General features: G+C 53.9%; 15 protein-coding genes. 9 read left to right on the top strand and 6 right to left on the bottom strand.

Annotated elements, in window-relative coordinates; translation table 11 throughout:
• Nucleotides 1-23: 23 nt before the first annotated feature.
• From queG to F1E05_RS14175, 5 genes are all read left to right on the top strand, one after another.
• Entirely contained in the window at nt 24-1,088 is a 1,065-nt protein-coding gene (queG, locus tag F1E05_RS14195) for a tRNA epoxyqueuosine(34) reductase QueG (RefSeq protein ID WP_150049560.1), read from the top strand.
• Nucleotides 1,089-1,213: 125 nt separating this feature from the next.
• The gene (locus F1E05_RS14190) at nt 1,214-1,768 is read left to right on the top strand and encodes a cyclin-dependent kinase inhibitor 3 family protein (protein WP_150049558.1); all 555 of its coding nucleotides are present in this window, start codon (nt 1,214-1,216) and stop codon (nt 1,766-1,768) included.
• Nucleotides 1,769-1,799: 31 nt separating this feature from the next.
• Nucleotides 1,800-2,489, top strand: a complete 690-nt coding sequence (locus F1E05_RS14185; protein ID WP_150049556.1) for a PALP domain-containing protein — start codon at nt 1,800-1,802, stop codon at nt 2,487-2,489.
• 80 nt (nt 2,490-2,569) lie between these two features.
• Complete coding sequence (locus F1E05_RS14180) at nt 2,570-3,436, top strand: isocitrate lyase/PEP mutase family protein (RefSeq protein WP_150049554.1); 867 nt, start codon at nt 2,570-2,572, stop codon at nt 3,434-3,436.
• 44 nt (nt 3,437-3,480) lie between these two features.
• The gene (locus F1E05_RS14175) at nt 3,481-4,551 is read left to right on the top strand and encodes a GGDEF domain-containing protein (RefSeq protein ID WP_150049552.1); all 1,071 of its coding nucleotides are present in this window, start codon (nt 3,481-3,483) and stop codon (nt 4,549-4,551) included.
• Nucleotides 4,552-4,690: 139 nt separating this feature from the next.
• Here the strand turns inward: F1E05_RS14175 and F1E05_RS14170 are convergent, their stop codons facing one another.
• A complete protein-coding gene (locus tag F1E05_RS14170) occupies nt 4,691-5,017 on the bottom strand; it encodes a cupin domain-containing protein (RefSeq protein WP_150049550.1) in 327 nt (108 codons plus the stop codon).
• Between the two features lie 35 nt (nt 5,018-5,052).
• Here F1E05_RS14170 and F1E05_RS14165 point away from each other — a divergent pair, with 35 nt between their 5' ends.
• Nucleotides 5,053-5,697, top strand: a complete 645-nt coding sequence (locus F1E05_RS14165; protein ID WP_150049548.1) for an HvfX family Cu-binding RiPP maturation protein — start codon at nt 5,053-5,055, stop codon at nt 5,695-5,697.
• On the opposite strand, the gene F1E05_RS14160 is transcribed toward F1E05_RS14165, so the two are convergent.
• Entirely contained in the window at nt 5,694-6,008 is a 315-nt protein-coding gene (locus F1E05_RS14160; RefSeq protein ID WP_150049546.1) for a DUF2288 domain-containing protein, read from the bottom strand. The two genes, F1E05_RS14165 and F1E05_RS14160, sit on opposite strands and share 4 nt — an antisense overlap.
• An 87-nt stretch (nt 6,009-6,095) precedes the next feature.
• Here F1E05_RS14160 and F1E05_RS14155 point away from each other — a divergent pair, with 87 nt between their 5' ends.
• Complete coding sequence (locus tag F1E05_RS14155) at nt 6,096-6,797, top strand: Tom20 family protein (RefSeq protein ID WP_150049544.1); 702 nt, start codon at nt 6,096-6,098, stop codon at nt 6,795-6,797.
• Between the two features lie 238 nt (nt 6,798-7,035).
• On the top strand, nt 7,036-7,359 hold the full coding sequence (locus tag F1E05_RS14150; RefSeq protein ID WP_150049542.1) for a hypothetical protein: 324 nt from the start codon (nt 7,036-7,038) through the stop codon (nt 7,357-7,359).
• A 56-nt stretch (nt 7,360-7,415) separates the two neighbouring features.
• Here the strand turns inward: F1E05_RS14150 and F1E05_RS14145 are convergent, their stop codons facing one another.
• The 4 genes from F1E05_RS14145 to F1E05_RS14130 form a co-directional block, all read right to left on the bottom strand.
• Entirely contained in the window at nt 7,416-8,114 is a 699-nt protein-coding gene (locus tag F1E05_RS14145; protein ID WP_150049540.1) for a hypothetical protein, read from the bottom strand.
• Between the two features lie 85 nt (nt 8,115-8,199).
• Nucleotides 8,200-8,835 (bottom strand): MBL fold metallo-hydrolase, encoded by a 636-nt coding sequence (locus tag F1E05_RS14140; protein ID WP_150049538.1) that lies wholly within the window; start codon nt 8,833-8,835, stop codon nt 8,200-8,202.
• A 54-nt stretch (nt 8,836-8,889) separates the two neighbouring features.
• Entirely contained in the window at nt 8,890-10,122 is a 1,233-nt protein-coding gene (gene odhB / locus F1E05_RS14135) for a 2-oxoglutarate dehydrogenase complex dihydrolipoyllysine-residue succinyltransferase (RefSeq protein ID WP_150049536.1), read from the bottom strand.
• Nucleotides 10,112-12,949 carry a 2-oxoglutarate dehydrogenase E1 component gene (locus F1E05_RS14130; protein ID WP_150049534.1) on the bottom strand — a complete coding sequence of 946 codons (2,838 nt, stop codon included), beginning with the start codon at nt 12,947-12,949 and terminating at the stop codon, nt 10,112-10,114. Before F1E05_RS14130 ends, odhB begins: the two co-directional genes overlap by 11 nt.
• 44 nt (nt 12,950-12,993) lie before the next feature.
• Here F1E05_RS14130 and F1E05_RS14125 point away from each other — a divergent pair, with 44 nt between their 5' ends.
• A complete protein-coding gene (locus tag F1E05_RS14125; protein ID WP_150049532.1) occupies nt 12,994-13,770 on the top strand; it encodes a DUF2914 domain-containing protein in 777 nt (258 codons plus the stop codon).
• The last annotated feature ends 15 nt before the right edge of the window (nt 13,771-13,785 follow it).

Genomic DNA, 13,785 nt, shown 5'->3' with positions numbered 1-13,785 from the left:
TCCCATTATAGTGCAAGCCCGCCATGCCCCCAACCCCTTCGCTCGACTACATGCAGTTGTCCCAGCGCATCAAACGTTGGGGCGAGGACTTGGGCTTTCAGCAAATCGGCATCAGCGACACGGACTTGAGCCAGGCCGAAGCGCGTTTAATGCATTGGCTGGCGCGGGATTTTCACGGCGATATGCACTACATGACGGCGCACGGCGTCAAGCGGAGCCGGCCGGCGCTGCTGCAGCCGGGCACTCTCAGCATCGTCAGCGCGCGCCTGGATTATTTGCCCGAACAGAGCTCGGTGAGCAAGCAACGCTTGCAAGACCCGGCCGCGGCGTTCGTGTCTCGCTATGCCTTGGGTAGGGATTATCACAAAGTTTTGCGCAACCGTTTGCAGAAGTTGGCCGATAAAATCGCTGGGGTGGCAGGGCCGTTCGGATACCGGGTGTTTACCGACAGCGCCCCGGTATTGGAAAAGGCTATCGCCGAAAAGGCCGGTCTGGGCTGGATAGGCAAGCACAGCAATTTGATCAACCGTCGGGCCGGGTCCTGGTTTTTTCTGGGCGAAATTTACACCGATTTGCCGCTGCCCGCCGATACTCCCGCCGCCAATCACTGCGGCCAATGTCAGGCCTGCCTGGAGGTGTGTCCGACTCAAGCCATAGTCGCGCCTTACCAAGTGGATGCCAGACGTTGCGTTTCCTATCTGACCATCGAGTTGCACGGCGCTATCCCGGAAGCGTTGCGACCGTTGCTCGGCAACCGCATATACGGCTGCGACGATTGCCAATTGATTTGCCCGTGGAACCGTTTCGCCAAACTGAGTGCCGAGGCGGATTTCATGCCGCGCCGCGGCCTGGACAGCGCCGGCTTGCTCGAGGTATTCGGCTGGAGCGAATCCGAATTTTTACAAAAAACCGAGGGCTCGGCGATACGCCGCATAGGCCACGTGCGCTGGCTGCGCAACGTCGCGGTGGCTTTGGGCAACGGCCCGGCTATGGAAGCGGCTAAGCAGGCCTTGCGAGAACGGTTACATCATCCGCACGCGTTGGTGCGAGAACACAGCGCCTGGGCGTTGGCGAAATTGCGGCAATGAACGCGGGTTACGCTGCGCCGCCTGCCGGTCAGGCGCCGTTCGCCGGCGCGAGCGGGTCGCCGAGCATTCGCCCGTTCGTGCTAGACTCGGGCGCTGACAGCTGAATGATTGGTAAGGTCGATATTATGGCAGGGGCACGCAATAGTCACACACATCCTCTCCAAATCGCGGAAGTACGCGCCAGTCCGGGGTACGGCCGAATCGGGATTACCTTCTGTCCGGGCAAACACGACCGGTTCGCCCATACCGGTGCCTGGGAGCGCGACCTCGGTATCGATTTGGACGTCATCGTCGCTTGGGGGGCGAAATTGGTGTTGACCCTGGTCGAGTTGGCCGAACTTTCCGCGTTGAAAGTGCCGCAGCTGGGCCATGAAATTCGCAGGCGCGGCATAGAGTGGCGTCACCTGCCTATCGCCGATTTTTCCGTGCCGACCAAGGCGTTCGAGCTGGAGTGGGCAACCCAAGGGCGCGAGATTCGCGAGTTGTTGCGCAATGGCGGCGACGTGCTCGTGCATTGCAAGGGCGGCCTGGGACGAGCCGGCATGATCGCCGCGCGTTTGCTGGTTGAGCTGGGCATGCATCCCGAAGAGGCGATTCATGCGGTGCGCCGGGTGCGTAAGGGGGCCATCGAAACCCCGGCGCAATTGGCGTTGGTGCGCCGGACTAAACCTGCGCTTTGATGGGCGGTTCCGGCATGAGTGGGCCCCGTCTATGATCGATACCGCCGTCATGCAGCGAGTCGGCGGACAGTTGGGCACTAACCCGGCGGGTATTTTTCAGGACGGTAACGGACGCCGCTATTACGTAAAGACCTTGGAGTCTGCGGCGCATGCGCGCAACGAGTGGCTTGCGGCCAAGCTTTACCAATTGGCGGGTGCGCCGACGTTAACCTATGTAAACACAAGCGCGCCGGACCAAATTGCCACCGAATGGCTGCAGCTCGACAAGAAATGTGTTGCCCATTTCAGCGAAAGCGAACGCAAACAGGCGCAGCGCTGGTTTGCCGTGCACGCCTGGACCGCCAATTGGGACGCTGCCGGCTTTAACGGCGACAACCAAGGGGTCGCGGACGGCATAGTGCTTACCCTGGACGTGGGGGGAGCCTTGGCCTACCGGGCTCAGGGAGATCCCAAAGGCAAAGCCTTCGGTACCCGGGTGGACGAACTGGACGTGTTGCGTTGCGACGCCGGTAACCCGCACGCCGTCAAACTGTTCGCCGGCATGAGTCCTAAGCAACTGGCACAGGCCATTATGCGAGTGGTGGCGATTCCCGACGAGCGGATTGGCCGTATCGTCATCGATTGCGGCGGCAGTCAAAAACTGGCCGAGAAGATGATAGCCCGTAAAGCCGATATGGCCGGGCGTCTGGAAAATTATGTTCAAAACGAAAATGTCGTTTGACCGGCGTTGATTCCCATCAGCCTCGTGGTATTGCCGGCAGGTCTAGTTCCGTTTTTCGTCCACATGAGAGGAAACAGTTTATGGGCAGCAATCGATTGCGCGCAATTTTAGAGCAACCCGGCATACAGGCTGCGCCGGCCGTATACGATTGCATAGGGGCAATGGCTGCGCAGCAGGCGGGTTTCAATTTTATTTTTTCCAGCGGATTCGGTATTGCGGCGTCCCTGCTCGGCAAGCCGGATTTCGGTTATTTGACCGCCGGCGAAATGATAGATGCCGCCAAACGCATTGCCGCCAGCGTGCCTATTCCATTGATTGCCGATATGGATACCGGCTACGGCAATCCGTTGAACGTGGTGCGCACCGTGGAAGAAATCTGCCAAACCAGAGTGGCCGGTATCATTTTGGAAGATCAGGAATGGCCGAAAAAATGCGGTCATTTTGACGGCAAGCGTATCGTCAGTAGCGAAGAACAGGTAGAAAAAATCCGTGCGGCGGCTTATGCGCGCGCAGATTCCGGTCTGGTGATCGTGGCTCGTACCGACGCTAGAGCGATAGAAGGCTTGGAGGGGGCGATACGGCGCGGCGAGCGATATTTGGCGGCCGGCGCCGACGTGTTGTTCGTCGAGGCACCGCAGTCGCGTGAGGAGCTGGCGCAGGTGGCCCGGCATTTTCAGGGCGTGGCGTTGATGGCTAATATCATCGAAGGCGGCAAGACGCCGAATTTGTCGGTAACGGAGTTGGAAGCGATGGGCTATAAATTGGTTGCATTTGCGTTGTCCGGTTTGTTTTCGGCTACCCAGGCCGTGCTGGATTGTTTCGCCACCTTAAAAGCGGACGGTAGTACGCAGAACGTCAACTCGACCCTCAGTTTTGAAGCTTATAAGGAAGTCATTCGTTTGTCCGAGCATGAGCATTTAGAAAATCGATTTGGTTTAAAGCGTTAAATGGTTGCGAATTAAAGGTAAGGCAATTTTTGGAATGAATCGTTATGTCCGAGAAACGCGCTAATACTGAGCTACCGAGCGTACTCAAAAAACTGGGCGGTATGACTGCTCTCCGCGATACCGCATTAGTCGAACAAAGCTTGTTGCGCACGCTGGAACCGCTACTGGGTATACTCGAAACTTCTTTTTACCGTACCGACGATAGCGGCGGCATTATTCGAGCGATACACCATAGCCGTAATGTTGTGGCTGAAAACGGTGTAAACAGGGTGGTCGATAACGTGGAAGAAGTGACCAACGAACGCGATGCGCCTGCTCTTGTTGTCAAGTTGTTCGAAAGCGCCCGATTGCTGGGTAAGGCATGTAGCAGGCACATAGACGGCGAGCAACGGCTGATTTGCTACCCCACGTTCGGCAAGAATGAAGTTGTCGGTTACTTCGTGTTTCAGCGGGATAGGGACGTCACGGCGGAAGAAGATTCCATCATTCAGGGGGTAATCGAGGTATTCACCAACTATTTCGACCTGTTGGACGCCAGTCAGCGCGATCAATTAACCGGGTTGTTGAATCGCTACTCGTTGGATGCGTATTTGAACGGATTGTGGAGTTTGCTGGCGGAAAGCCAAAACGTCATGCAGGCCGAGGCAGCCGATGTTAAATCGCCTCGAGAACGTTATTGGTTGTGGCTGATTGATATCGATCATTTCAAGAGTATTAACGATAGATTTGGTCACATCATCGGCGATGAAGTCCTCATACTGATCACTGGCTTGCTGAAAAACTCCATGCGTAGATCGGATTTGCTATACCGGTATGGCGGCGAAGAATTTTTGATAATTATCGCAACTCCGGATGAGGAATCTGCTAAACGCGTGTTCGAAAGATCTCGGCAAAAAATCGAAGATTTCGAGTTTCCGCGCGTCGGCAAAGTGACCATCAGCGGCGGGTTTTCCGAAGCGGATCCCAAAGTGCTTCCGCGAGAGGTGCTTAACCGCGCCGACAGCGCCTTGTACGCCGCTAAAGCGGCCGGACGCAATCGTGTGTTCCATTACGAACAACTATTGCGGGATGGCGTTATTAAAGAAGCCGCAACAGGCGAAATCGACTTGTTCTGAGACGGGTTATCAGTAACCGGCTTAGCTTAGCCTGCAGCGTTTCCGCGCAGGATCGCGCTTGCTCCCCAGGATGCGCAGGGTGTCGAGCTAGTGTTTATATCGACTGGCGGTTGCTGCTTAGTTTCGATTGGTATTGCCGTTATCGTTCGGAGCCGATGTGTATCGCTAGCCAAATGCTGTCCCGGTCCGGTGTCGTCCAATCCACCCGGTGTTTGCAATGCGCGGGTATCAACAGATAATCCCCGGCGGTAAGCCGCAATTCGCCGCCGTCCGCAAACGTCAATCGGGCTTCGCCTTGCAGTAACATGACCCATTCGTCGTTGTCCTGGTCGTACCAATCGCTGCTGTGTCCGCGGGATACGATGCGTTCGATGCGCAATATAGGTTTCTCCAGCAACGTTTGGCATAATTCGGACGGCAAACTCGCCGGAATGCCGTGGTAGATGGATGCGGCACGTATCGTCATAAATAAGTCAAAAAATCAAATGGGCGGAGGGGGAAATGAGTAATACGATGTTTTCGAAGTTCGCGGCAATTATGCTGGAAACGGCACCGATTGTCGTAGCGTGGGTCCGCAAGGCTTGCGATAAGGCTCAGTGCGTGGATTTTTTAGCGCCGTTGTTGATGCGTCTATATTTGGCGCCGGTGTTATGGATGGCGGGGGCCAAGAAATTCTCCGGTTTTACCGATACCGCCGAGTGGTTCGGTAATGCCGAATGGGGGTTAGGGCTGCCTGCTCCATATTTGCTGGTCTTCCTAGTCGGATTATTCGAAATTTTGGGTGCGCTGTTTTTGTTGTTCGGTTTTGCAACCCGGTTTATTAGCTTGCCGCTGATGGTGATCATGGCGTTCGCGGCTTTTACGGTACATTGGCACAACGGTTGGTTGGCAATTGCCACCGGCGACGGGATTTTTGCTACCGACCGCACAAAAGCCGCCGTGGAGCGCTTGGCGCAAGCCAAAGAACTCTTGCAGGCGCAAGGCGATTACCAGTGGTTGACGGAGTTCGGCAATTTTGTGGTATTGAATAACGGGATAGAGTTCGCGGCTACTTATTTCGTCATGCTGCTGGCATTGTTTTTTACCGGCGGCGGCCGTTACGTTAGCGCCGACTATTGGCTGGTGCGCAAGTATTTCCCGTCTTAATCGGCAGGTTGGGCAGAGGCTTGTACCAAGATCCACGGTTTGACTACCACGGCCCATACCGGACTGTCGTCTTGGTACCATTCGCTGGCCTGCCGGTCACTGACCGGTCCGACCACTCCCTGTTGCAACCAAGCGGCGACTAGCGTTCGGTTGTCGGCGGAAAATTGATAGGCGACTTCGATCAAATCCAAATCGGCGGCTACCGCTATGGTTTGACCGGCAGCGAAAAAACGCTGCAATTCCCGCCAGGCGATTTGCGAGGTTTCCAGGTTGACCTTGGCTTTTTCAAGGTCCGACGGTAAGTGTTGCATAAAACGGTTTTTCGGAACGACAGGCGATGTTGTAGACTTGGCGGTTATTTTATCGCAAGCAGTTGTTATCCTGATGAGGAAATCGTCATGTCATTATTGAGTTCTTTTAAAAAGCGATCCACCTTGGATGCTGCAATCAAACACGTGGCTCAAGCCCGCAAAAGCGAAGGCGGCAAAGCGGAGCAATTGTATAAAAGCGCTTACCAGGGGTTTGCCGGCGTACTCGTCGACAATTTAATGTTTTCCGAGGCCTTGTACCATTGGGGGTTCGGGCTGTTGCACGAGGCTGGAACCAAACAAGGTTCGGAAGCGGCCGCCACTCTCGAAGATGCCATCTCGAAATTTACCTTTTGCTTGTTAACCGCGCCCAATTATTTAGGCGCGGCAATCGACGGCGGCGTGGCGTACATGGAATTGGCTCGTTTGCGCCCGGCGGCCGAACGAACGGGGTGTTACGCAAAGGCGGAGGAGTTTTTCGAGCAAGCTTGCGCGATTCAAAAAGCCAGCGCGGCCTATAATCTGGCCTGCATTTATGCTCTTCGCGGCGACGAAACGGCCTGTCAAAAAGCCCTGGAGCAAGCAAAAGAATTCGGTAGTTTGCCCAACGAGTCTACTATTGTGCAGGACGAGGATATGCAGCCGGTTGCCGAAAGCCTTTGGTTTAAAGAGTTTATCGAATCCGTTCGGGCCTTACCCGAGCCGGGCCGGGAAAAACTGAATCACCAAGAGGTGGATGTCGAGCCCAAGTTTAAATTGAAAAAATCCGAGGATTACGATTATTACTCGTAAAGGCTGCCGCCTTTGGGTTTAACTCGAAACTGACAAGGTTAAGGAAACTTGACCGGTTTTTGATGCATCCGGCTAGCATGTGCGCTACATCCCTTGACATGACGCCGGTTAAGTTATGGTAAAAACTTGAGTGGTTTTTAGGGTTTTATTTTATAATGTGCGATGTTTTTGGGCCGGCGTTATCAGCTAAACGTTTGGTCTTGCTCAGTTTGCTAAATATTTCCCGAGAATTCAAATCATGAAAAACCTGAATGTCATTTTGATACGGCTGCTGCAATTTGTGGTCTTCGTTTTATTTACTTTCATCGTATTGGTGTATTTCGGCACCATGATATTACTGCCTTTGGATGTTGTGGTGCTGTTGACCAAATTTTTGGGCGTATTGGGTTTCGGAACGCTGTTTGGCGCGATTGTGGCGATTCCGGCCGTCGCTTACTTGGGGAAAATCGTCTATAACACGCCAGGCTTGATTGCGATGATTATCGAAAACGGTATCGATTTGGCGAACATCGGCAAACAACGGGTTGAAGCTTTTAATAAACTGGTTGATGCCAACAAATAATCAGGGCTTTTAGCGCAATTAAAAAGGGGCTGAATCAGCCCCTTTTTTATGCCTACTCATCCGCTCCGCTTTTGCTTGGGTAATAACAAAATTGCCGAAGCGAATAACCCGTATGCGCCAGGAATAGGCACCGGAGTCACATCGGACGTGGTAATGAAATAAAACTCTCCGGACTCGCCGTTGCCGGTAAAAAAGGCGAATTCCATCGAATTCCACACCAAGTTGTTAAACAGTTCCGGGTTAGGTGCGCTGTTGGGTAGCGATTGGGCGGTGTCCAGGCCGTCCAAGCCCAGGTTGTCCGACAGATAAAGGCTGAATGCGTAGGAAATATCTTCTACTCCCGGGACGAGTAAGGGGCCGGTGAATGCGTCGTTGTATGCGACGATTCTGTCTTCCGTACCAATCAGGGTACTAATCAGGCTGTCGTTGTAAAGCGAGATAAACGAAGTGCCCAAGGTTGGCTGCCAATCCCAAACGTTGTCGCCGATGCGAATCCTCATCTCGAGTAAATAATCGAAATAATCGGCCGCGTCGTGCAACGGCGGCTCGGTTATGTTTTGAAAATAGGGAACGCCGGCGTCGTAGCTGAAATCGACGTACATAATTTGGCCGAGTAGGCCTAAGCCGCTATCGAAATTGATAGTGCCTTGATAGCGGCCGGATACGACGTCGGCTAGGGCTGTCGAGCCGCTCATATAACCGCTTAGCAGTAAGGGTAACAGCAGCTTGTTGCTTAGTGCGAGTTTGTGGGCCATGGCTACCTTCCTTTGGGTACGAGAAGGTTTGATTCTAACGGCTATTCGCATCCTAAGGCAACGCCGTTGGCTGCAGTTAGCCGTCTCAGCGTATGCGCACAAACGGATTGCTGCGCATTTCCGCGCCGAAAGTCGACATGGGGCCGTGGCCGGGTATGAAGGCCACGTCCGCGCCCAGTGGCCACAATTTGAGTTGTATCGAATCGATTAACGTCTGGTAATCGCCGCGCGGAAAATCGGTGCGGCCGATAGAGCCTTTAAACAGTACGTCGCCAACCAAGGCCAATTTGCTGGCGGCGTGATAGAACACCACGTGGCCGGGTGTATGTCCGGGGCAGTGTATGACCTCCAGAACTTGTTCGCCCACGCTGACCCGGTCGCCGTCCTGTAGCCAGCGCGTCGGAGTAAAACGTTCGCTCATAGGGAAGCCGAACATCTCGCATTGCTTAGGCAGGTTTTGAATCCAGAAGTCGTCTTCCCGGTGCGGGCCGTAAATCGGTAGTTTTAATTTGTCGGCGAGTTCGGCGACGCCGCCAACATGGTCCATGTGGCCATGAGTTACCAAAATGGCCGCCAATTCGACCTTCTGCGCTTCGACGACCGCCAATACGTCGTCCAAATCGCCGCCCGGATCGACTAGCGCTGCTTGTCCGGTTTTTTCGCAGACCAACAGCGTGCAATTTTGTTGATAATCGGTGACGGGTAAGATGGTGTAACGCATGGCGTAAGATGGTCTGAGGCGCCGCGAGCGGACGGCGCGCAAGGTGCGGTGGGGTTATATGTTCAATAGCAGGTGAGCCGGAGCTTCCAGGCTTTCTTTGATGATGCCCAAAAATTGCACGGCTTCTTTGCCGTCTACCAGCCTATGGTCGTAAGACAGGGCCAGATACATGATGGGGCGGATGACGATTTCGCCGTTTTCGACGATGGGCCGGTCCTTGATGGCGTGCATGCCTAAAATCGCGCATTGCGGCGGATTCAAAATCGGCGTGGACAGCATGGAGCCGAAGATGCCGCCGTTGGTGATGGTAAAGGTGCCGCCGCTCAGGTCTTCCATGCTGATAGAACCGCTACGGGCTTTGCTGCTGAAATCCTGTATGCCTTTTTCGATGCCGGCGAAATCCAGTTGATCGGCGTCGCGCAATATGGGTACGATCAAGCCGCGCTGCGTGGTGACCGCTATGCCGATGTCGTAATAACCGTGGTAAATGATGTCGTTGCCGTCTATCGAGGAGTTGATGGCCGGAAAGCGCTTTAAGGCTTCGATAGAGGCTTTGACGAAAAACGACATGAAGCCGAGTTTGACGTTGTGCTTGGCCTCGAACCGGTCTTTGTATTGATTGCGCAGATCGATGACCGATTTTAGATTGACCTCGTTAAAGGTGGTCAGCATCGCGGCGTTTTGCTGGGCTTGCAGCAGGCGTTCGGCGATTTTCGCCCGCAATCGCGTCATCGGCACGCGTTGCTCGGGGCGCAGGCTGGCGACCGCAGTAGCCGACAACGGTGCGTGGCTGGCTTCTTGGGCCGGTGGCTGAGGTGCTGGCACCGGGGTTGGTTGCGGAGCGCTTTGTTCTTCTAAAAATTCCAGTACGTCGCTTTTTAAAATCCGTCCGTGCTTGCCGCTGCCGCTGATGGCTGCCGGGTTCAACTCGTTTTCGGCGACCAGTTTGCGTACCGATGGGCTTAGCGGTGACTCGGCTTTGCCGGACTGGGGTTCGGCACTCCCGGATTGCACTGCGGGAGTCGGCTTTTCCGGCACAGCGGTTTTCTGTTTGGCGTCGAATCGGGCCAGAATCTCGCCGCCGGCCACGGTTTCTCCCGGTTGTCTGACGATTTCCAGTAGCACTCCGGCAGACGGTGCGGGCACTTCCAGGATCACTTTATCGGTTTCCAGGTCGGCTAGGTTGTCGCCGGCGTTAACCCAGTCGCCGGCTTGTTTGTGCCAAGCGACCAGCGTAGCATCTGAAACCGATTCAGGAAGATGGGGCACCAATATGTCAAAACTCATGTTTATTTCCTTCTTTGCTGCCAAATAGGGCGGTATGCACGACGGCCTTCTGCTCGGTAAGATGGGTTTTATAGTTGCCCACGGCCGGGGCGGCTGATGGCGGCCTGCCTGCGTACATGATGGGGATATTATCGTCGATCAGTTCGTAAAAATGATGCTTAATTTGATACCAAGCGCCTTGGTTGCGCGGTTCTTCCTGACACCAGACGACTAGGTCGATGTTGGGGTATTTTTCCAGTTCCGCGCGAAAAGCGTCGTTAGGGAACGGATATAACTGTTCGATGCGGATGATGGCAACGTGTTTCAGGTCGGCGTCGCGGCGCGCTTCCAGCAAGTCATAGTAGACTTTTCCGCTGCAAAGGACCAAGCGGGTGGTCGCAAACGGATCGATGTCGTCGATTTCGCCGATAGTCGGCATGAAGCCACGCTCGGTTAAGTCTTCCAGCTTGGATACCGCCAGTTTGTGGCGCAATAGGCTCTTGGGGCTCATGACCACCAAGGGCTTACGGTATTGGCGTATCAACTGCCGGCGTAACAGGTGAAAGATTTGCGACGGTGTGGTGGGCGAGCACACTTGGATGTTTTGGTCGGCGCACAATTGTAAATATCTTTCCAGCCGAGCGGAGGAGTGTTCCGGACCTTGGCCCTCGAAACCGTGCGGCAGCAGCATGACCAGACCGCTCAATTTGCCCCATTTGGTTTCGCCCGAGGTGATGAACTGATCGATAACTACTTGGGCGCCGTTGGCGAAGTCGCCGAACTGCGCCTCCCAAATCACCAATTTGTCGGGTTCGGTGGAGCTGTAACCGTATTCGAAGCCCAGCACGCCGGCTTCGGACAGCAGCGAATTGAAAATTTGCGCGCGGCCTTGCTGGTCGGTCAAGTGTTTCAGCGGAATGTAATTGTCGCCGTTCTGTTGATTCAACAAAATCGCGTGGCGGTGAGAGAAGGTGCCGCGGCCGATGTCCTGACCGGTCAGGCGTATATCGTAACCGTCCAGCAATAACGTCGCGTAGGCCAGGTTTTCGGCGAAGCCCCAATCCATCGATATTTCCCCTGCGGCCATTTTGTTGCGTTCTTCCATGACCTTGGCGACACGCGGGTGCAATTCGAAATTTTCGGGCAAGATTTGCATGCGCGCATTGCAAAATTGCAGGCGTTCCAGCGGCACAGTGGTGTCGGCGGCCTGGTTCCATTCCCGGTTCAGATATTTTTCCCAACGGGCCGAGTAGGAGTAGTTTTGATTTACCACAATCGGCCGGGATACGACTTTGCCCTCGCTGAGCATCTGATAGTACTCTTCTTCGAGATGATTGACCGTGGCTTCGTCGATCGCGCCGTCGTTGATCAACTGCTGCGCATAAAGCTGCCGACTGGTCGGGAGATTACGGATTTTGCGATACATCATCGGTTGAGTGGCCGAAGGTTCGTCCGCTTCGTTATGGCCTAAGCGCCGATAGCAAATTAAATCGATCACGACGTCTTTATGAAAAGTCATCCGGTATTCGAGCGCTAACTGGGTGATGAACACCACGGCTTCCGGATCGTCGCCGTTGACGTGAAATACCGGCGCTTGAATCATATTGGCCACGTCGGTGCAATATAGCGTGGAACGGGCGTCGAACGGGTTGCTGGTGGTAAAGCCTATTTGATTGTTGATGACGATGTGCACCGTGCCGCCGGTATGGAAGGCGCGGGTTTCCGACATGTTCAGGGTTTCCATGACGATGCCTTGCCCGGCGAACGATGCGTCGCCGTGGATCAGTACCGGCACAATGGCGTCTTCGCCGCCTACGCCGTGTCTATCCTGTCGGGCTTTAACGGAGCCTTCCACGACCGGATTGATGATTTCCAGATGCGAAGGGTTAAAAGCAAGAGTCAAGTGGATGGGGCCGCCGGGCGTGGAGATGTTGGAGGAAAAGCCCATGTGATATTTGACGTCACCGGTCAATACGCCGGGAGATGAGGTATGTGTGCCTTCGAACTCGCCGAACAGAACGGCCGGGCTTTTACCCAGTACGTTGACCAGTACGTTCAGGCGGCCGCGGTGAGCCATGCCGATCACCACCTCTCTGACTTTCGATTCGCCGGCGCGTTGGATCAGTTCGTCCAGAATCGGTATCAGCGATTCGCCGCCTTCCAGCGAGAATCGTTTTTGACCGACGTATTTGCGATGCAAATATTTTTCCAATCCTTCAGCCGCCGTCAGCAATTTCAGCAAGCCGATACGTTTTTCCGCATGGCTGGCGTAGTCAGGCTTCGCGCCTTCCAATTTAGCCCGTATCCAATTTTTAGGCTCGGCGTCCACGATATGCATGAATTCGCTGCCTATGCTGCCGCAATAGATTTCATTCAAGGTTTGAATGATCGCGTGCAGCGGAAGCCGGTCTATGCCGCACAGGCCGCCGGTGTCGAACACGGTTTTCATGTCCGCTTGCGTTAAGCCGTAATACACCGGTTCCAAATCGCTGGGTATTGCTTCCGAGTTGCCGAGCGGATTATTGGCGGCTATCTGGTGGCCTTTCATCCTGTACTGATTGATGAGTCTGGCGACGGCCGATTGTTTTTTGACGCTTTGCTCGGTAAAGCCTTGCATTTTGGCTAATTTGCCGGGCTCCGAGATGGCCAGCTTTTCGAAGCGTTCGACGATGACGCTATGCGGTGTGTCGTCGTGCGAGCCGCAGTGGATATTGTCGAAATGTTCGCGCCACTTATCCGAAACCGATTGAGGATCGTTCAGGTATTGTTCGTAAAGCAATTCGATGTAGCTGGCGTTGCCGCCGTAATACGCCGAGGTGTCGCTAAACAGTTTCAATAAGTTGCTCATATAACGTCCCGGTTTTAGCGCTTGAGAAAGGTTTGTAGCTGTTAATGGTATATTACCAAAGGAAAAACGAAGCGCAAACGCGCACCGTAGCTTGGCTTGAACAAAGACGGGCTGCAAAAATTGCGGAGAGCAGCATGGCGGATAACAGAGTGATTATTAAGATAAATTACGATAAGGACAAATATCGGAAAGCATTGATCGATCCGAAAATGGTAACGGTATGGCATACCGGTAGAATTCTAGCAGCTGTGCTCACTTTTTTTATATTAATCGCGTTCGCGGTTTATTGGGTTAAATTTGCCGGCTCGGATCGCCCGGCCTCGGAGCCGCTTCCGCCGGAAACGGCTATCGGGGATTCGCAAATTAGCGATTCCGTCAAAACGGAAGGCAGCCCGGCTTTGCCGGAAAAGCCGGTTGGAATTAAGGCTGAGACTAGCGGCAATACGTTGTCCGAAAAAGTTTTCAAACCGGGTGCAATCATTTTCGATAGACGAGTAATTCGTGCGTCGCTGAATACCGAGTTATTAAAAGGCGAACCGCTAAAGCCGGTTGATGCGTACCGGTTCGTGCCGGAGGCCGGTAAAACCTTGGAGCTGTTTTATTTTTGCGAAGTAAAGCAATTGGCCAAGCAAACTCTATATCAAGCTTGGTACAAAAACGGCGGTTTAGTGATCAAAAAGCGTGTCGATATTAAATCGGATAAGTTTAAGCTAGTATCTTCACGTAAGTTTACACTCGAAGATGTCGGCGAATGGAGAGTGGCGTTAATCCATGCTGACGGCAAGTTATTTAGCCAAGTGAATTTCTTAGTTAATCATTAGGATGCTTGATTTAAT

Source organism: Methylomonas rhizoryzae (genome assembly GCF_008632455.1).
Taxonomy (GTDB): domain Bacteria; phylum Pseudomonadota; class Gammaproteobacteria; order Methylococcales; family Methylomonadaceae; genus Methylomonas; species Methylomonas rhizoryzae.
Note: the sequence above shows the minus strand (reverse complement) of the source record. Positions and strands in the feature narration are given on the sequence as shown.